Annotated in this window: 16 protein-coding genes; 12 read left to right on the top strand and 4 right to left on the bottom strand. The window is 72.2% G+C overall.

The window, feature by feature from the left end:
* Positions 1–24: 24 nt before the first annotated feature.
* Positions 25–891, bottom strand: coding sequence for a class II fructose-bisphosphate aldolase (locus FHX39_RS18340; protein ID WP_183341869.1), 867 nt, complete (start codon positions 889–891; stop codon positions 25–27).
* A gap of 88 nt (positions 892–979) precedes the next feature.
* Between FHX39_RS18340 and FHX39_RS18335 the strand changes: the two genes are divergently transcribed.
* Together FHX39_RS18335 and mobA are read left to right on the top strand one after the other, a co-directional pair.
* Positions 980–2,284: an isochorismate synthase gene (locus FHX39_RS18335; RefSeq protein WP_332836971.1), complete on the top strand. Its 1,305-nt coding sequence runs from the start codon at positions 980–982 to the stop codon at positions 2,282–2,284.
* A gap of 3 nt (positions 2,285–2,287) precedes the next feature.
* Positions 2,288–2,869, top strand: coding sequence for a molybdenum cofactor guanylyltransferase (gene mobA / locus FHX39_RS18330; RefSeq protein ID WP_183341867.1), 582 nt, complete (start codon positions 2,288–2,290; stop codon positions 2,867–2,869).
* Positions 2,870–2,907: 38 nt separating this feature from the next.
* Here the strand turns inward: mobA and FHX39_RS18325 are convergent, their stop codons facing one another.
* The 3 genes from FHX39_RS18325 to FHX39_RS18315 form a co-directional block, all read right to left on the bottom strand.
* Entirely contained in the window at positions 2,908–4,452 is a 1,545-nt protein-coding gene (locus FHX39_RS18325; RefSeq protein WP_183341865.1) for an MFS transporter, read from the bottom strand.
* On the bottom strand, positions 4,445–5,062 hold the full coding sequence (locus FHX39_RS18320) for a PadR family transcriptional regulator (protein ID WP_198424016.1): 618 nt from the start codon (positions 5,060–5,062) through the stop codon (positions 4,445–4,447). Before FHX39_RS18320 ends, FHX39_RS18325 begins: the two co-directional genes overlap by 8 nt.
* 74 nt (positions 5,063–5,136) lie before the next feature.
* Positions 5,137–6,372 (bottom strand): geranylgeranyl reductase family protein, encoded by a 1,236-nt coding sequence (locus FHX39_RS18315; protein ID WP_183341863.1) that lies wholly within the window; start codon positions 6,370–6,372, stop codon positions 5,137–5,139.
* A gap of 270 nt (positions 6,373–6,642) precedes the next feature.
* Between FHX39_RS18315 and FHX39_RS18310 the strand changes: the two genes are divergently transcribed.
* The 10 genes from FHX39_RS18310 (at position 6,643) to FHX39_RS18265 (ending at position 17,483) form a co-directional block, all read left to right on the top strand.
* Positions 6,643–7,002: an NADH-quinone oxidoreductase subunit A gene (locus FHX39_RS18310; protein ID WP_183342009.1), complete on the top strand. Its 360-nt coding sequence runs from the start codon at positions 6,643–6,645 to the stop codon at positions 7,000–7,002.
* Positions 7,003–7,054: 52 nt separating this feature from the next.
* Positions 7,055–7,609, top strand: a complete 555-nt coding sequence (locus FHX39_RS18305) for a NuoB/complex I 20 kDa subunit family protein (protein ID WP_183341860.1) — start codon at positions 7,055–7,057, stop codon at positions 7,607–7,609.
* A gap of 203 nt (positions 7,610–7,812) precedes the next feature.
* On the top strand, positions 7,813–8,550 hold the full coding sequence (locus FHX39_RS18300; protein WP_183342007.1) for an NADH-quinone oxidoreductase subunit C: 738 nt from the start codon (positions 7,813–7,815) through the stop codon (positions 8,548–8,550).
* Positions 8,547–9,965 carry an NADH-quinone oxidoreductase subunit D gene (locus FHX39_RS18295; protein ID WP_183341858.1) on the top strand — a complete coding sequence of 473 codons (1,419 nt, stop codon included), beginning with the start codon at positions 8,547–8,549 and terminating at the stop codon, positions 9,963–9,965. Before FHX39_RS18300 ends, FHX39_RS18295 begins: the two co-directional genes overlap by 4 nt.
* A gap of 65 nt (positions 9,966–10,030) precedes the next feature.
* Positions 10,031–10,756 (top strand): NADH-quinone oxidoreductase subunit NuoE, encoded by a 726-nt coding sequence (gene nuoE, locus FHX39_RS18290; RefSeq protein ID WP_183342005.1) that lies wholly within the window; start codon positions 10,031–10,033, stop codon positions 10,754–10,756.
* Positions 10,757–10,764: 8 nt separating this feature from the next.
* Positions 10,765–12,087 (top strand): NADH-quinone oxidoreductase subunit NuoF, encoded by a 1,323-nt coding sequence (gene nuoF, locus FHX39_RS18285; RefSeq protein WP_183342004.1) that lies wholly within the window; start codon positions 10,765–10,767, stop codon positions 12,085–12,087.
* Positions 12,084–14,579 (top strand): NADH-quinone oxidoreductase subunit G, encoded by a 2,496-nt coding sequence (locus tag FHX39_RS18280; protein WP_183341856.1) that lies wholly within the window; start codon positions 12,084–12,086, stop codon positions 14,577–14,579. The genes nuoF and FHX39_RS18280 overlap by 4 nt, the downstream gene beginning before the upstream one ends.
* Positions 14,576–15,919: an NADH-quinone oxidoreductase subunit NuoH gene (gene nuoH / locus FHX39_RS18275; RefSeq protein WP_183341854.1), complete on the top strand. Its 1,344-nt coding sequence runs from the start codon at positions 14,576–14,578 to the stop codon at positions 15,917–15,919. Before FHX39_RS18280 ends, nuoH begins: the two co-directional genes overlap by 4 nt.
* The gene (gene nuoI / locus FHX39_RS18270; RefSeq protein ID WP_183341852.1) at positions 15,919–16,578 is read left to right on the top strand and encodes an NADH-quinone oxidoreductase subunit NuoI; all 660 of its coding nucleotides are present in this window, start codon (positions 15,919–15,921) and stop codon (positions 16,576–16,578) included. The genes nuoH and nuoI overlap by 1 nt, the downstream gene beginning before the upstream one ends.
* Positions 16,578–17,483 (top strand): NADH-quinone oxidoreductase subunit J, encoded by a 906-nt coding sequence (locus FHX39_RS18265; protein WP_183341849.1) that lies wholly within the window; start codon positions 16,578–16,580, stop codon positions 17,481–17,483. Before nuoI ends, FHX39_RS18265 begins: the two co-directional genes overlap by 1 nt.
* Positions 17,484–17,490: the final 7 nt, after the last annotated feature.

The following is a 17,490-nucleotide window of genomic DNA, read 5'->3' as shown; positions in this document are numbered from 1 at the left end:
CTTCTCTTCTGGTGGGGTCGTGGATCAGGAGGAGCGGGTGCCCGCGAGGGCGACGGTCGACACCAGCTCGGCGACGACGGCGCTGACGGCCTTGCGGGCCGGGGTCAGGTACTGCCGCGGGTCGGTCACCTTCGGCACGTCGGCCAGGTGCTGGCGGATCGCCTGCGTGAAGGCGACGGTGGTGATCGTCCCGATGTTGACCTTGGTCATCCCGGCGACCACCGCGGCGGCGATCGTCGGCTGCGGGACGCCGGAGGACCCGTGCAGCACCAGCGGGACGTCGACGGCGGCGCGCAGCCGGGCGACCAGGTCGAGGTCGAGCTCGGCGTCGGCGGTGGTCATCGCGTGGCGGCTGCCGACGGCGACCGCGAGCGCGTCCACGCCGGTGGCGCCGACGTACTCGGCGGCCTGGTCGGGGTCGGTGCGGACGCCAGTGCCGTGGGCGCTCTCCACCTGACTGGCCTTGCCGCCCACGTAGCCCAGCTCGGCCTCGATCAGCAGGCCGTGCTCGTGCGCCCACGTCGTGGCGTCACGGGTGGCCGCGACGTTCTCCTCGTACGGCAGCGGCCCGGCGTCGAACATCACCGAGCTGAAGCCGCACTCGGCCGTGCGGTGCAGCAGGTCGACGCGGGTCACGTGGTCGAGGTGCAGCGACACGTCGACCTGGCTGGTCCTCGCGAGGACGAGCAGCGCGGCGGCGAGCGGAGCCGGGTCGTCCAGGTGGAACTTGGCCGCGTTCTGGCTGACCTGCAGCACGACCGGCAGACCGGCCTGCTCCGCCCCCAGCACCGTCCCCTCGGCCTGCTCGAGGGTGATGACGTTGAGGGCCGCGAGACCGGTCCCGCGGGCGTACGCGTCGGCCAGCAGGTCGGCCGTGGAGACGAGGGTCACCGGCCCGACCCGGGGGTGCGTCGGAAGTCACGCAGGAGCGGGGTTCTCGTCACGACGGTCCACCCTAGGAGCCACCTACATTTGTGGTGTGAGCAGTCCACCCCTGGACGGGGCGACCCTGGTCCCCCCGCGGCTGCGGGTGCGGACGGTCACGGTGCCCGACCCCGGACCGCTCGTCGCGATGCTGCCCGAGACCGACGCGGTCGCCTGGCTGCGCGGCGGCGACGGCATGGTCGCCTGGGGCGAGGTCGTGCGCCACAAGGCGGCCGGGCCGCAGGACGCCGAGGAGTGGTGGACCGCGCTCGTCGCCCAGAGCGACGTCGAGTCCGACCTCGACGTGACGATCCCGGGCAGCGGTCTCGTCGCCTTCGGCAGCTTCGTCTTCGACCCCGACAACACGGCCGTCCCCTCGGGCATGGTCGTGCCGCGCACGGTCCTCGGCCGCCGGGCCGGCCGGGCCTGGCTCACCCAGATCGGTCTGGAGGAGGACGAGCGCCGTCCTGCGCCCGTGGCCGGGTCCGTGCCCCCGCCGCCCTCAGGCGTGCGCTTCGAGGGTGGCACGCTGACGCCCGAGCAGTGGCGCGCCGCGGTCTCCCGCGCCGTCGGCGACATCGGTGCCGGTCTGCTCGACAAGGTCGTGCTCGCGCGTGACCTCGTCGCGGTCGCCGACGCCGACCTGGACGCCCGCTGGCTCGTGGGGCAGCTCAGCGAGACCTACCCCCGGTGCTGGACCTACCTCGTCGACGGTCTGGTCGGCTCGACGCCGGAGATGCTGATCCGGCTCGAGGCGGGCCTGGCGACGTCGCGCGTACTGGCCGGCACCATCCAGCGCACCGGTGACGGGCGCACCGACCTGGCCCGGGCGGACGCCCTCTCGCGGTCGAGCAAGGACCTCGAGGAGCACGAGTACGCGGTCGCCTCCGTGGCCGCGGCGCTCGAGCCCTTCTGCTCGGCGCTGAACGTCCCCGAGCACCCGTACGTCCTCGAGCTGCCGAACGTCCTGCACCTGGCCAGCGACGTGACCGCCGCCGTCGCCCCGGGCGTCACCGCGCTCGGGCTGGCGGCCGCGCTGCACCCCAGCGCCGCCGTCTGCGGGACCCCCACCGACGTCGCCCGCGGGCGCATCGCCGCGCTGGAGCACCTCGACCGCGAGCGCTACGCCGGCCCGGTGGGCTGGACCGATGCCACGGGCGCGGGGGAGTGGGCCATCGCGCTGCGCTGCGGGATCCTCGACGAGACCGACCGGCGCCGGATCCGGCTCTACGCCGGCTGCGGCATCGTGGCCGGCTCCGACCCCGAGGCCGAGTGGGCGGAGGCGCAGGCCAAGCTCGCGCCGATGATCTCCGCGTTGGTCCGGCCCGCCCTGGCTCGGCTCGCCCCCGCGCTGCCCTGATTCGTGCCCGGGACCTGGGTGGTCGTCCTGGCCGGTGGTGAGTCCCGGCGGTTCGGCAGCGACAAGCTCGTCACCGACCTCGACGGCGTAACGCTGCTCGACGCGACCCTCGCCTCGGTCCCCGCGGGCCTCCCGGTGATCGTCGTCGGGCCCGAACGGGTCGTCCGGCGGCCGGTCTCGTCCATCCGCGAGGACCCACCCGGCGGTGGGCCGGCGGCGGCGCTGGTGGCCGGACTCGCCGCGGCGCTGGTCGCGGGGGCCGACACGGTGAGCACCCTCCCGGGCGACGCCCCGGGGGCGGGCGCGGCCGTACCGGTCCTGCTGGACGCCCTCGTCGGGACGGACCTCGTGGTCGCCCACGGGGACGACGGGCAGGTCTTCCCGCTCCAGCTCGCCGGGACCGCCGCCGGAGCGCGTCGCGTCCTCGAGGCGGCCGGGCCGAGCCTCGGAGCGGGTGCCTCCGTACGCCGCCTCCTCGCGTCGCTGGACCCGCCACCCGCCCGGGTCGTCCTGGACCCCCGTGCCCTGCTCGACGTCGACACCCCCGCGGACCTGAACCGGATCGGGGAGGTTCCGACCGCGTAGTCGCGGTCAGAACCTCCCCGTTCTCGGGTCGGGCCGGGTCAGGCGGTGGGCTGCGCCACGTCCTGAGCCACTGCGGCGCGCTTCGGCGCGGCCGGGCCGTGCCCCCCGGTGCGCTTCGGCAGCGCGAAGACGAGCAGCAGGGCGACCACGCTGAACGCGGCGCTCACGGCCATCGCGTTCCCCGCGGCGGTGGTGAAGCCCGAGGCGACCGTGTCCGGGCCGGTGATCACCAGCGAGCCGAAGAGCACGCTGCCGATGATCGCGATCCCGACGGCGCTGCCGACGCGCTGGACGGTGGAGACCACACCGCTCGCCGCGCCGGCCTCGGCGCGGTCGACGGTGGCGATGATGAACTGCGCGTTCGGGGCAATGAAGGCGCCGTTGCCGAGGCCCGCGATGAGCAGCGGCGGCAGCAGGTCCCAGTGGGTCAGCCCGGCCGGGTTGCTGGACCGCAGCACGAGCCACAGCCAGATCAGCCCGACGCTCAGCAGGCCGGCCCCGATCACGAGGACCGTACGACCGAGGCGCTCGGCCAGCTTGTTGCTCTGCGACGAGGCGATGATGCTGCCGATCGCGAAGGGGATGGACACGACGCCCGACTCGAGGGCGCTGTGCCCGAGGCCGGTCTGCCACAGGATCGACAGGGTGAAGAAGATGCTGGTGAACGCGGCGAAGTAGACGAGCGCCAGGATCACGCCGCCGGTGAAGGACGCGTGGCTGAACAGGTGCGGCGGGACCAGCGGGCTCGCGCCGCGGCGGGTGTACGCGATCTCCCAGAGGGCGAAGACCACGAGCAGGACGGCTCCGCCGGCGAGCGTGACGTACGTCCACGTCGGCCAGCCCTTGTCCTGGCCCTCGATCAGGGGGACGAGCAGGGCGACCAGGCCGGCGGTGAGCAGCAGCAGGCCGACCCAGTCGATCCCGGCCTTGCCCGCCGGGTCGGCCGGGTGCTTGGCCGGCAGCAGCAGCGCCGCGGCCACGAGGGTGGCCACGCCGATCGGCAGGTTGACCCCGAAGACCAGCCGCCAGCCGCTCGTCTCGCCGAAGGCCTGGATGATCAGGCCGCCGACGATCGGGCCGAGCGCGGACGAGACGCCGATGACGGCACCCATGATGGCGAAGGCCTGACCCCGCGACCGACCGGGGAAGAGGAGCTGGATGAACGCGGTCACGGCGGGCACGAAGATGCCGCCGGCCAGGCCCTGGACCACGCGGAACACGACGAGCTGCGTGTCGGACTGGGCGAGCCCGCAGGCGGCGCTGGCCAGGGTGAACAGGGCGATGCCGGTGAAGAAGACCCACTTGTGGCCGATCCGGTCCCCGACCCGACCGGCGGGGATGAGGGCGAGGCCGAAGGCGAGCGCGTAGCCGGAGATGATCCACGACAGCGTCGACTCCGAGGCGTCGAGGCTGGTCTCGATGGTCGGGAGCGCGACGTTGACGATGGTCGTGTCGAGCAGCGCGATGAACATGCCCGCGAGCAGCACGACCAGCGCCTGCCAGGCGCGGCGGGGGACCTCGACGGAGGGTGGCCCGCCGTGCGCGGGCGGAGCGGCGACCGGGGTCGCGGTCTGATCAGTCATCGGTGGTGTCCTTCGGGTCTTCGGGTGCAGCGGTGGGGAGCGGGTCGGGCGTCAGCGTCCGGACCCTCTCGTCCGCGATGACGTCGCCGACGGCGGCGACGAGGTCGGTGTGCCAGGCGATCTCGGCGCGGAGCCGGTGCTCGCGGTGCAGCAGGGCGTGGGTCTCGCCGAGCGAGAGGTACGGGCGGGCCCGCACGTTCTGGCGCTCGGTCGCCTCGAGCAGCGCCCGCAGGGTGGCCAGCCGGGATTCGAGGGCGGACGGCAGGTCGTCGAGCCGGTCGGGGTCCGGACGGCTGAGCGCGAGGTCGAAGGGGTCGGGGCGGAACGAGACCTGATGGAGCCCCTCCCGGTGCAGCTCGGCGAGCGCGGTCCGACCGGCGTCGGTGATGCCGTAGACCTGCCGCTCGGGATAGCTGCCCTCGCGCTCGACGCGGACCTCGGCGAGCAGCCCCTCGGTGGTGAGCCGCTTCAGCGCCCCGTAGAGGGCGCCGACCGAGATGTCCGTCCAGAGGTGGACGTGCTCCTCCTCGGCCAGCAGCCGCAGCTGGTGGCCGTGCATGTCACCCCGGCGCGCGAGCGCGTCGAGGATGTAGAGCCGGATGGAGGACACGCGACTACTCTCGCACGAGTAGTCGGGCCGGAGCAAGCGCTGCGGGAGGTTGAGGGGTGCGGGAGCGCGACCGCTCAGGAGAAGGGCGGGCGTCCCTCGACGGCGACGCTGGCCCGGCCGGCGAGGCGCCAGGCCCGGGCGACGACGTCGCGGTCCTCCTCGGTCACGAGGTTGCCCATGACGCGGAGCGCGACCGTCATCAGTGTCCGCGAACGCATCCCGATCGGGCCGAGGCGGCCCAGGAGCCCGGGGACGGTGATGAGGCCGGCCAGCCGGCGGGCGATGCTGAACGACGTGCCGTAGTGCTCGCGCAGCAGCGCGGGCCAGGCCTGCGTCGCCTCGTCGCCGCTCGCGATCAGGTCGGCGGCGAAGCGGCCGGTCTCGAGCCCGTAGTCGATGCCCTCGCCGTTGAGCGGGTTGACGCAGGCGGCGGCGTCGCCGATGAGGAGCCAGTTCGGCCCGGACACGCCGCTCACCGCACCACCCATCGGCAGCAGGGCCGACGAGGGGTCGCGGACCTCGCTCGTCAGCGCGAACCGCTCCGTCTGGCCGTCGGCGTAGTAGCGCATGAGCGGCTTGAGCGAGACGTTGGCCGGCCGCTTCGCCGTGGCGAGCGTGCCCACGCCGACGTTCACGCGCCCGCCGCCGAGCGGAAAGATCCAGCCGTAGCCGGACAGCAGTTCGCCCCGCTCGCCGCGGAGCTCGAGGTGGCTGGAGATCCAGTCGTCGTCGCGCCCGGTCTCGGCGTAGCCGCGGGCCGCGACCCCGTACGCGGTCTCGCGGTGCCAGGTCCGGCCCAGCATCCGCCCGAGCGGCGAGCGCACGCCGTCGGCGACGACCAGCCAGCGGCAGGTGACCTCGACCCGGCCCTCCGCGGTGTCGAAGAGCACCGCCGTCACCTGCTCGCCGTGCCGGACGACGTCCACGGCGCGGGCCCCGAGGAGCATCCGGGCGCCGGACGCGTCGGCGACGAGGCGGATGCGGTCGTCGAGCTCGGTCCGCGGCACGGCCGAGCCGTGGTCGGGCAGGTGGCCGCCGGGCCAGGGCAGCTCGAGGACCTGACCGAAGCCGTGGGCCCGCAGGCCCCGGTTCGTCACCCGTCCGCTCGCCCAGGCCGCCAGGCCGAGGCGCTCCAGCTCGGCCATGGCCCGCGGGGTCAGGCCGTCGCCGCACGCCTTGTCGCGGGGGAACGCGGCCGCGTCGGCCAGCAGCACGTCGAGACCGTGGCGCGCCGCCCAGGCTGCGGCGGCGGACCCGGCCGGGCCGGCGCCGACGACGAGCACGTCGGCGTGGTCGGGATGGTTGCTCACGGTCGGCCCACGCCCCGATTCTGCCAGCCGCTCCCACCTGCGCCCCGGGCCCGCAGAACTTTCCGCAGCGCCGACGTTGCGTAATTCATCGCGTTTGGCCTAGTCGTGGCGCTGTTCGCTCCTCGCGCCGAGCGTCGTACAGTGAGCCGCGGGACTTCGTGAAGGAATTCACGAGCGCCCGCAGGAGACTCCAGCGCAGGAGGAGAACGTGATCGTTCTGACCGCCCTCATTGGCGTGGCTGCGCCGTGCCCGAGCCCCGGGGCGACCCGATGAGCGGCTACCTGGGCATCGTCATCCTGCTGATCATCGCCACCGGCTTCGTGGGTTTGACGGTCGTCACGAGCCTCCTGGTCGGCCCCGGGCGCTACAACCGGGCCAAGTACGACTCGTACGAGTGCGGCATCGAGCCGACGCCCCAGCCCGTCGGCGGCGGCCGCTTCCCGGTGAAGTACTACATCACCGCGATGCTCTTCATCGTCTTCGACATCGAGATCGTCTTCCTCTACCCGTGGGCCGTGAGCTTCGACCTCATGGGGACCTTCGCGCTGGTCGAGATGGTGCTCTTCATCGTCACCGTCTTCGTCGCGTACTTCTACGTGCTCCGCCGCGGAGGCCTCGAATGGGATTGAGCGCGCACCGCAGAACGATCACCGCGTCCGCCGTATCAGGAGAGAAGTAGCCATGGGTGTCGAAGAGCAGCTGCCGACCGGGGTCCTGCTGACCAGCGTCGAGAACATCTTCGGCTACATGCGGAGCGCCTCGTTCTGGCCGGCGACGTTCGGCCTGGCCTGCTGCGCGATCGAGATGATGACGTACGGCGCACCCCGCTACGACTCGGGCCGCTGGGGCCAGGAGGTCTTCCGCGCGTCGCCGCGCCAGGCCGACCTGATGATCGTCGCCGGCCGGGTGAGCCAGAAGATGGCGCCGGTCCTGCGCCAGATCTACGACCAGATGCCCAACCCCAAGTGGGTCCTGGCGATGGGCGTGTGCGCCAGCACGGGCGGGATGTTCAACAACTACGCGATCGTCCAGGGCGTCGACCACGTCGTGCCCGTCGACATGTACCTGCCCGGCTGCCCGCCGCGGCCGGAGATGCTGATCGACGCGATGTTCAAGCTGCGCGACAAGGTCCGCAACACCCCGATCGGCTACCACGCCACGCTCGCCGCGCAGGAGGCCGAGCAGCTGGCGCTCGAGCGGCCGGCCAGCATCGAGCGCCAGGGCCTGCTCCGGTGAGCGAGGGGCAGAACGCGGACAACGCGAAGGCCGCGTCCGACGCCGCGCAGGCCGAGCGCGTCACCGGCGAGTCCGACGCGAACGCCCCCGTCAAGGGCGCCGTCCCCGAGGGCGAGTCGAAGCCCGACGCCGGCACCGCGGCGGGGTCGCAGACCGGCGCCGGGGCAGCGGTCAGCACCGCCTCGACGGACGCCGCCGAGGACGTGGCCGAGACCGAGCAGGCCGTCGTCGCCGTGGAGCCGGAGACGGAGGTCCTGCGGGTCCAGCACGGCATGTTCGGGGTCAAGGGCACCGGCGACACCTCCGGCTACGGCGGGTTGTCGCGGGCGATCGACTTCCCGGGCGGGACCCAGCAGCCCTTCGGCGGCTGGTGGGACGAGGCGTACGAGCGCATGGGTGCCCACTTCACGAGCAAGGGGGACGACCCCCTTGGACCCCCGAACGGCGGCGTGGCCAAGAGCACGTCGGACGTCATCGAGAAGGTCGTCGTCCACCGCGGCGAGATCACCTTCCACGTCGTCCGCGGCCAGCTGGCGACGCTGGCGCGCCACCTGCGCGACGACCCGCACCTGCGCTTCGAGCTCTGCAGCAGCGTGTCCGGCGTGCACTACCCGGCAGACTCCGGCCGTGAGCTGCACGCGGTCTACCACCTGCAGTCGATGACCTACAACCGCCGGATCCGCCTCGAGGTCAGCGCCCCGGACGGCGATCCGCACATCCCCTCGATCGTCGCGACCTACCCGGCCGCGGACTGGCACGAGCGGGAGACGTACGACATGTTCGGGATCGTCTTCGACGGCCATCCCGCTCTGACGCGCATCCTGATGCCCGACGACTGGCCGGGGCACCCGCAGCGCAAGGACTACCCGCTCGGCGGCATCGACGTGGAGTACCACGGTGCGACCGTCCCGCCGCCGGACCAGCGCAGGAGCTACACATGAGCACCACGACCACGGGACCCTTCGCCGAGGGCAAGGCCCAGTTCGACCCGGCAGCCGACCCCGACGGCGTCCGCGAAGACCCCTTCGCCACCGGACCGGCCGGCGAGCCCGGCACGGCCGAGGGCCACGTCTACACGGTCACGGGCCAGGACTGGGACACGATCGCGGACGACCAGGCCGAGCGCGGCGACGAGCGGATCGTCGTCAACATGGGTCCGCAGCACCCGTCGACGCACGGCGTGCTACGCCTGATCCTCGAGATGGAGGGTGAGTCGGTCACCGAGGCCCGCTGCGGCATCGGCTACCTGCACACCGGCATCGAGAAGAACATGGAGTTCCGCTCCTGGACCCAGGGCGTCACCTTCTGCACGCGGATGGACTACCTGTCCCCGTTCAGCCAGGAGACCAGCTACTGCCTCGGCGTGGAGCGGCTGCTCGACATCGAGGAGCAGGTCCCCGAGCGCGCCAGCGTCATCCGCGTGATGATGCTCGAGCTCAACCGCATCTCCTCCCACCTGGTGTGCCTCGCCACCGGCGGCATGGAGATCGGCGCGCTGACGGTGATGACCATCGGCTTCCGCGAGCGCGAGATGGTCCTCGACGTCTTCGAGGCCATCACCGGCCTGCGCATGAACCACGCGTACATCCGCCCGGGCGGCGTCGCGCAGGACCTGCCTGTCGGCGGGCTCGACAAGGTCCGCGGCCTCGTCGCCTGGATGCGCAAGCACCTGCCCGAGTACGCCGCCTTCTGCAACGAGAACCCGATCTTCAAGGGCCGCCTCGTCGGCGTCGGGCACCTCGACCTCGCGGGCTGCCTGGCCCTCGGCGTCACCGGCCCGCCGCTGCGCGCCACCGGCTACGACTGGGACCTGCGCAAGAAGCAGCCCTACTGCGGCTACGAGACGTACGACTTCGACGTCCAGACCTGGGACACCGCCGACGCGTACGGGCGGTTCCGCATCCGCGTCAACGAGATGTGGGAGAGCCTCAAGATCGTCGAGCAGTGCGTCGAGCGCCTCGAGCGCACCGAGGGCCAGCCCGTGATGATCGCCGACCCCAAGATCGCCTGGCCCGCCCAGCTCGCCGTCGGCAGCGACGGCATGGGCAACTCGAACGAGCACATCCGCCACATCATGGGCCAGTCCATGGAGGCGCTGATCCACCACTTCAAGCTCGTCACCGAGGGCTTCCGCGTGCCGCCGGGGCAGGCGTACGTGCCGGTCGAGTCGCCCCGCGGCGAGCTCGGTGCGCACGTGGTGAGCGACGGCGGGACGCGACCGTTCCGGGCGCACTTCCGTGACCCGAGCTTCGCGAACCTGCAGGCCATGCCCGCGCTCTGCGAGGGCGCGATGGTCTCCGACGTGGTCGTCGCCGTCGCGTCGCTCGACCCGGTGATGGGTGGTGTCGACCGATGAGCGAGCTGCTGGAACCGCGTCCCGACGCGGACGGACGGCACGGGGAGCACACGCCCGAGCACCAGATGAAGACGTACTTCGACGAGCCGAGCCTCGACTACGAGGTGACGGAGACGTTGATCGACGACGGCGTGCGCGAGGAGCTGCTGCAGATCGCGGCGCGCTACCCGCAGCCGCGGTCTGCGCTGCTGCCGATGCTGCACCTCGTGCAGAGCGTCGAGGGGCGGGTGACGCCGGCCGGGATCGAGGCCTGCGCCGACCTGCTCGGGCTGTCGACCGCCGACGTCTCGGGGGTCGCGACCTTCTACACGATGTACAAGCGCAAGCCGGTCGGGAAGTACCACGTCGGCGTCTGCACCACGGCGCTCTGCGCGGTGCTCGGCGGCGACGAGGTCTTCTCCCGGCTGCAGAGCCACCTCGGGGTCGGCAACGACGAGACCACCGACGACGGGATGGTCACGCTCGAGCACCTCGAGTGCAACGCGGCCTGCGACATGGCCCCGGTGATGATGGTCAACTGGGAGTTCTTCGACCGGACCACGCCGCAGCGCGCCTGCGAGGTCGTCGACGCCCTGCGCGCCGGCGACGAGGTCACCCCGACCCGCGGCGCCCGCGTCGTGAGCTGGCAGCAGGCCGAGCGGGTGCTCGCCGGGTTCCCGGACGGGCGCGCCGACGAGGGCCCCACGTCCGGACCGACCTCCCGGCTGGGCCTCCGGATCGCCGCCGAGAACGGCTGGAGCGCGCCCGACCCCGCCGACTTCCGTAGCGACCAGGACGAGGAGACCTCGTGACCGAGGAGATGCAGCGGACGGCCAGCGTGCTCACGCCCGTCCTCACCGCGAACTGGGGCGACGACCGCGCCTGGAAGATCGGCAACTACGAGCGCCGCGGCGGCTACGAGGCGCTGCGCACGGCGCTGCGGATGGAGCCGTCCGAGGTCGTCTCCGTGGTCAAGGACTCGGGTCTGCGCGGCCGCGGGGGCGCCGGTTTCCCGACCGGGATGAAGTGGTCCTTCATCCCGCAGGACAACCCGAAGCCCAAGTACCTCGTGGTCAACGCGGACGAGTCCGAGCCGGGCACCTGCAAGGACATCCCGCTGATGATGGCCTCGCCCCACACCCTCGTCGAGGGCGTGATCATCTCGGCGTACGCGATCCGCGCGAGCACGGCGTTCATCTACGTCCGCGGCGAGGTGCTGCACGTCGTGCGCCGCCTCCAGCAGGCGGTGCGCGAGGCGTACTCCGCCGGCTACTGCGGGCCCAACGTGCTCGGCACCGGCTACGACCTCGAGATCATCGTCCACGCCGGAGCGGGCGCGTACATCTGCGGCGAGGAGACCGCGCTGCTCGACTCCCTCGAGGGGCGTCGGGGCCAGCCGCGGCTGCGCCCGCCGTTCCCCGCGGTCGCCGGCCTCTACGCGAGCCCGACCGTGATCAACAACGTCGAGTCGATCGCGTCCGTGCCGAGCATCATCCGCAACGGCGCGGCCTGGTTCTCCTCGATGGGCACCGAGAAGTCCAAGGGCATGACGATCTACTCGCTCTCGGGCCACGTGACCAACGCCGGGCAGTTCGAGGCGCCCCTGGGCATCACGCTGCGCGAGCTGCTCGGCCTGGCCGGCGGCATCCGCGCGGGCCACGAGCTGAAGTTCTGGACGCCGGGCGGCTCGTCGACGCCGATGCTGACGCCCGAGCACCTCGACGTCCCGCTCGACTACGAGGGCGTGGCCGCGCAGAAGTCGATGCTCGGCACCAAGGCGCTGCAGTGCTTCGACGAGACGACGTCGGTCGTCCGGGTCGTGCTGCGCTGGACCGAGTTCTACAAGCACGAGTCCTGCGGCAAGTGCACGCCCTGCCGCGAGGGCACCTGGTGGCTGGTGCAGATCCTGCACCGCCTCGAGGCGGGCCAGGGCGAGGAGGGCGACATCGACAAGCTGCTCGACCTCTGCGAGAACATCCTCGGCCGCTCGTTCTGCGCCCTTGGCGACGGGGCGACCTCGCCCATCAGCTCGGCGATCAAGTACTTCCGCAGCGAGTTCGAGGCCGGGATGCACACCCCGGCCTGGGAGCTGTTCCCGTACGAGCGCAGCACGGTCCTCGTGCGCGAGGGGGTCCCGGCATGACCGTCACCGCCAAGCCGCCGGCAGGCTCCACCAGCGGGGGCGAGCTCGCCCAGCGCGAGGACCTCATCACGCTCACCATCGACGACGTCGAGGTCTCCGTGCCCAAGGGCACGCTCGTGATCCGCGCGGCCGAGCTCATCGGCGTCGCGATCCCGCGCTTCTGCGACCACCCGCTGCTCGACCCGGTCGGCGCCTGCCGCCAGTGCCTCGTCGAGGTGCCCGACGCCGGGAACGGCCGCGGCATCCCCAAGCCGCAGGCCTCCTGCACGCTCGAGGTCGCAGCTGGCATGGTCGTCAAGACGCAGGTGACCTCGCCGGTCGCCGACAAGGCGCAGCACGGGAACATGGAGTTCCTGCTCGTCAACCACCCGCTCGACTGCCCGATCTGCGACAAGGGCGGGGAGTGCCCGCTGCAGAACCAGGCCATGAGCAACGGCTACGGCGAGAGCCGCTTCACCGACGTCAAGCGGACCTACCCCAAGCCCGTCGCGATCTCGCCGAACGTGCTGCTCGACCGCGAGCGCTGCGTCCTCTGCGCGCGCTGCACCCGTTTCTCCGAGCAGGTCGCCGGCGACCCGTTCATCTCGCTGATCGAGCGCGGGGCGCTGCAGCAGGTCGGCATCTACGAGCGCGAGCCGTTCCAGTCCTACTTCTCGGGCAACACGATCCAGATCTGCCCGGTCGGGGCGCTGACCAGCGCGGAGTACCGCTTCCGCGCCCGACCGTACGACCTCGTCTCGACGCCGTCGGTCGCCGAGCACGACGCCTGCGGCTCGGCGATCCGTGTCGACCACCGCCGCGGCAAGGTCATGCGGCGGCTCTCGGGCGACGACCCCGAGGTCAACGAGGAGTGGATCACCGACAAGGACCGCTTCGCCTTCGCGTACGGCCGCGGCGACGACCGCCTCACCCGCCCGCTGGTCCGCGAGGACGGCGTGCTGCGGCCCGCGTCCTGGCCCGAGGCCCTCGACGTCGCCGCCGAGGGCCTGCTGGCCGCCGGCGCAGGCCAGCACGGCAACCGGATCGGCGTCCTGACCGGCGGCCGGCTGACGCTCGAGGACGCGTACGCCTACAGCAAGCTGGCCCGCGGCGTCCTCGGCACGAACTCGATCGACTTCCGCTCCCGTCCGCACAGCGCCGAGGAGGCCGACTTCCTGGCCGCCGTCGTCGCCGGCTCGGGGTGCGGCGTCACGTACGGCGACCTCGAGACCGCCTCGTCGGTGCTGCTCGTCTGCCTGGAGCCCGAGGAGGAGGCGGGCGCGATCTTCCTGCGCCTGCGCAAGGCGAACCGCAAGCGCGGCCTCGTCTCGGCGACCCTCGCGCCCTACCGCACCCGGGGGGCCGTCAAGGCCGGCTCGACGCTCGTCCCGACCGTCCCCGGCGCCGAGGCGGCCTGGCTGGACGCCTGGAGCAGCGCCACCGGGGTAGAGCTGGACTCCGGCTCCGTCATCCTCGTCGGCGAACGTGCCGCCGCCTTGTCCGGCACCCTGAGCGCGGTCCTGCGCCTGGCCGAGCGCACCGGCGCCCGGCTGGCCTGGGTCCCGCGTCGGGCCGGCGACCGCGGTGCGGTCGAGGCCGGCTGCCTGCCGACCCTGCTGCCCGGCGGCCGTCCGGTGGCCGACCCGTCGGCCCGCGTGGACGTCGCCTCCACCTGGGGCATCGGCTCCCTGCCGCGGGACGAGGGCACCGACGGCGACGAGATGCTCGTCTCCGCCGCGGACGCCGAGCTCGCGGCGCTGGTCGTCGGCGGGGTCGACCCGTTCGACCTGGCCGACCCGGCCGCCGCGCTCGACGGCCTCGAGCGCGTCGGCTTCGTCGTCAGCCTGGAGACGCGGGCGTCGTCGGTCACCGAGCGCGCCGACGTCGTGCTCCCGGTGTCGCTGATGGCCGAGCGCGCGGGCACGTTCGTCGACTGGGAGGGCCGTCGCCGCTCGTTCCCGGCCGTGCTCGAGTCCCCGAACGCCATGTCCGACCTCCGGGTGCTCGCCGCCCTGGCCGACGCCCTCGGCAAGCCGCTCGGCTTCCGGACCCCGGCCGCCGCCCTGGCCGAGCTCGACGAGCTCGGTCCCTGGGACGGCAGCCCGGCGCCGGCGCCCGCCTTCGGTCCCGGCGAGCCCGCCGCCGCCCGCGGCGACCAGCTGGTCCTGGCCACCTGGCGGATGCTGCTCGACGACAGCCACGCGCTGGCCGGGGACCCGTACCTGGCGGCCACGGCCCGGCCGCCCGTCGCGCGGCTCAGCCCGACGACCGCGGCGACGTACGGGATCGAGACCGGCCCCGACGGCGTCGCCGGTGCCGACGTCGTCCTCACGAACGACCGGGGTGAGCTCGCGCTGCCGCTGCTCGTGGAGTCGAGCATGGTCGACGGGGTCGTCTGGCTCCCGGCCCGGGCACCGGGTCTCGGGGTCGGCGAGCACCTCGCCCTGCTGCCCGGCGACCTCGTGCAGGTGCGTGTCCTCCGACCCGTGCAGGAAGCAGAGGCCACCGCATGACCGCGCTCGACCTGACCCCCTTCTTCAACGACCTGTGGTGGGTCGTGCTGATCAAGGCCCTGTTCGCCTTCGTGCTGCTGATGGTCCTGACGCTCTTCACGATCGTGTACGAGCGCAAGGTCGTCGGCCTGATGCAGCACCGCAAGGGCCCGACCATGAACGGCCCCTTCGGTTCCCTGCAGTCGCTCGCCGACGGCATGAAGCTGATGTTCAAGGAGGACTTCACCCCGAAGGCCGCCGAGAAGGTCGTCTTCATGATCGCGCCGTTCGTCTCCGCGATCCCGGCCGTCGTGGCCATCTCGGTGATTCCGATCGCCGGCGAGGTCAAGGTCCCGTTCACCAACATCACGACGCCCCTGCAGGTCACCGACCTGCCGGTCTCGGTGCTGTTCATCGTCGCCCTCGCCTCGGTCGGCGTGTACGGCATCGTGCTCGCGGGCTGGTCGTCGGGCTCCACGTACGCGCTCCTCGGCTCCCTGCGCTCGAGCGCGCAGGTGATCAGCTACGAGGTCGCGATGGGCCTGGCGCTGGTCGGGGTGTTCCTCTACGCGGGCTCGCTGTCGACCTCGGAGATCGTCGCGGCGCAGGCCGTCCCGCGCGTGGAGATCTTCGGCCATCAGTACCCGATCTGGTTCTGCCTGCAGCTGCTGCCGTCCTTCGTGATCTACCTGATCTCGATGGTGGGCGAGACGAACAGGGCCCCCTTCGACCTGCCGGAGGCCGAGGGCGAGCTCGTCGGCGGCTTCCACACCGAGTACTCCTCGATGCGCTTCGCCATGTTCTTCATGGCCGAGTACATGAACATGATCACGGTCTCGGCGCTCGCGACGACCCTCTTCCTCGGCGGCTGGCACGCGATCTTCCCGTTCAACCTGATCCCCGGCGCCGACGCCGGCTACCTCGGCATCATCTGGTTCCTGGTCAAGATGCTGGTGCTGCTGTTCGTCTTCGTCTGGCTGCGCGGCACCCTGCCCCGGCTGCGCTACGACCAGTTCATGCGCTTCGGCTGGAAGTGGCTCATCCCGATCTCCCTGGTCTGGATCGTCCTGATCGCGGCTCTGCGGGTGAACCGCGGCGTGCTGCTGGGCGCGCTCGGCGTGGTCGTCGTGGTGCTGCTCGTGGCGACCTTCTTCACCAAGGGCGAGGAGGAGGAGGAGCCGCCGACCGCGCCCGAGGAGTTCGACGCCTTCGCCGGCGGCTTTCCGGTCCCGCCGCAGGGCGACGAGGTGCTGCCGGAGCTCGCACGGCTTGTGCCCTCACCCGACGGCTCGACGACCGACGCCGACGGGCCCGAGTACCAGCGCGATCCGGACGACACGTACGAGAGAGGGCGTTCCTGATGGGTCTGTTCGACCCGGTCGCCGGTTTCGGCGTCACGTTCAAGACGATGTTCCGCAAGACCTTCACCGAGGAGTACCCGAACAAGCCCAAGGTGACCGCGCCGCGGTTCCACGGCCGGCACCAGCTCAACCGCTGGCCCGACGGGCTCGAGAAGTGCGTCGGCTGCGAGCTGTGCGCCTGGGCCTGCCCGGCGGATGCGATCTACGTGGAGGGCGCCCAGAACACCGACGAGGAACGCTTCTCGCCGGGCGAGCGCTACGGCCGCGTCTACCAGATCAACTACCTGCGCTGCATCCTGTGCGGGCTGTGCATCGAGGCGTGCCCGACCCGGGCGCTCACGATGACCAACGAGTTCGAGCTGGCGAACGACAACCGTTCCGACCTGATCTACGACAAGGACGACCTCCTCGGGCCGCTGCTGCCCGGCATGGAGCAGCCGCCGCACCCGCGCCGTCTCGGCGACGACGAGCAGGTCTACTTCATGGGCCTGCCCGCGATGGGCACGCCCGACGACCGGGCGGGTGACATCAGCGGCTTCGTCCCCGAGCCGGTCAACGCCGGCTACGAGAACAAGCGCAAGCACCAGGGCGGCCGGCCGAACCCGCAGGACCGCACCAGCTCCGTCCAGCCGAACACGAGCAACGGCGGGATCCTCTGATGGGCCCCGCCATCGCCTTCTGGCTGCTCGCGCCGGTCATGGTGCTGGGTGCGCTCGGCATGATCCTGGCCCGCAAGCCGGTGCACTCCGCGCTCTGCCTGGCCGCGGTGATGATCTCGCTGGCCGTGCAGTACGCGGCGCTGGACGCCCCGTTCCTGTTCGCCGTGCAGATCATCGTCTACACCGGCGCCATCCTCATGCTCTTCCTCTTCGTCCTCATGCTCGTCGGCGTCGACGCCGCGGACTCGCTGGTGGAGACGATCCGCGGCCAGCGTCCGCTCGCCGTCCTGGCCGGCGTGGGCTTCGGCCTGCTGCTGGTCCTCGCCGTCGGCCGTGCCGTCGTGGGTCCCGACATCGGGCTGCGGGCGGACAACGCCGCGTACGGCGGGAACGTCCAGGGCCTGGCCAACCTGATCTTCACCAAGTACGTCATCGCCTTCGAGGCGACCTCCGCGCTGCTCATCACCGCCGCGGTCGGTGCGATGGTGCTGGCGCACCGTGAGCGCCTCACCAAGCGCAAGACCCAGGGCGACCTGGTGGGGGAGCGGATGCGCCGCTACGCCGAGACCGGCCAGCACCCGGGCCCGCTGCCGACGCCCGGCGTCTACGCCCGGCACAACGCGGTCGACACCCCGGCGATGCTCCCCGACGGCACCCTGAGCGAGCTCTCGGTCTCGGCCACGCTGCGCAACCGCAGCGGCCAGCCGGACCGGCGCGACCTCGTACGCCCGATCCAGCGCACGATCGCCGAGCTCCAGGCCGACGGCGAGCTGCCGCAGGTGACGAAGCCCGGTGCGGCCCTGACCCGACGGGCGGACCTGCTGCCGATCGAGGACCAGAAGCACGGGGGTCATCGGGGCGACACCCCGGGCCCCGGGGCCGAGCCCGACGGAGGCACGGAGTGACGGGGGA

Origin of the sequence: Microlunatus antarcticus (assembly GCF_014193425.1) — a bacterium.
Lineage (GTDB): Bacteria > Actinomycetota > Actinomycetes > Propionibacteriales > Propionibacteriaceae > Microlunatus > Microlunatus antarcticus.
Note: the sequence above shows the minus strand (reverse complement) of the source record. Positions and strands in the feature narration are given on the sequence as shown.

What these genes read in the sequence shown, in the direction of transcription:
- nuoE (WP_183342005.1), top strand. Translation starts at nt 10,031, where the DNA reads ATGAAGACGTACTTCGACGAGCCGAGCCTCGACTACGAGGTGACGGAG.
- FHX39_RS18310 (WP_183342009.1), top strand. Translation starts at nt 6,643, where the DNA reads ATGAGCGGCTACCTGGGCATCGTCATCCTGCTGATCATCGCCACCGGC.
- FHX39_RS18265 (WP_183341849.1), top strand. Translation starts at nt 16,578, where the DNA reads ATGGGCCCCGCCATCGCCTTCTGGCTGCTCGCGCCGGTCATGGTGCTG.
- FHX39_RS18325 (WP_183341865.1), bottom strand. Translation starts at nt 4,452, where the DNA reads ATGACTGATCAGACCGCGACCCCGGTCGCCGCTCCGCCCGCGCACGGC.
- FHX39_RS18280 (WP_183341856.1), top strand. Translation starts at nt 12,084, where the DNA reads ATGACCGTCACCGCCAAGCCGCCGGCAGGCTCCACCAGCGGGGGCGAG.
- FHX39_RS18295 (WP_183341858.1), top strand. Translation starts at nt 8,547, where the DNA reads ATGAGCACCACGACCACGGGACCCTTCGCCGAGGGCAAGGCCCAGTTC.
- FHX39_RS18305 (WP_183341860.1), top strand. Translation starts at nt 7,055, where the DNA reads ATGGGTGTCGAAGAGCAGCTGCCGACCGGGGTCCTGCTGACCAGCGTC.
- nuoH (WP_183341854.1), top strand. Translation starts at nt 14,576, where the DNA reads ATGACCGCGCTCGACCTGACCCCCTTCTTCAACGACCTGTGGTGGGTC.
- nuoF (WP_183342004.1), top strand. Translation starts at nt 10,765, where the DNA reads ATGCAGCGGACGGCCAGCGTGCTCACGCCCGTCCTCACCGCGAACTGG.
- nuoI (WP_183341852.1), top strand. Translation starts at nt 15,919, where the DNA reads ATGGGTCTGTTCGACCCGGTCGCCGGTTTCGGCGTCACGTTCAAGACG.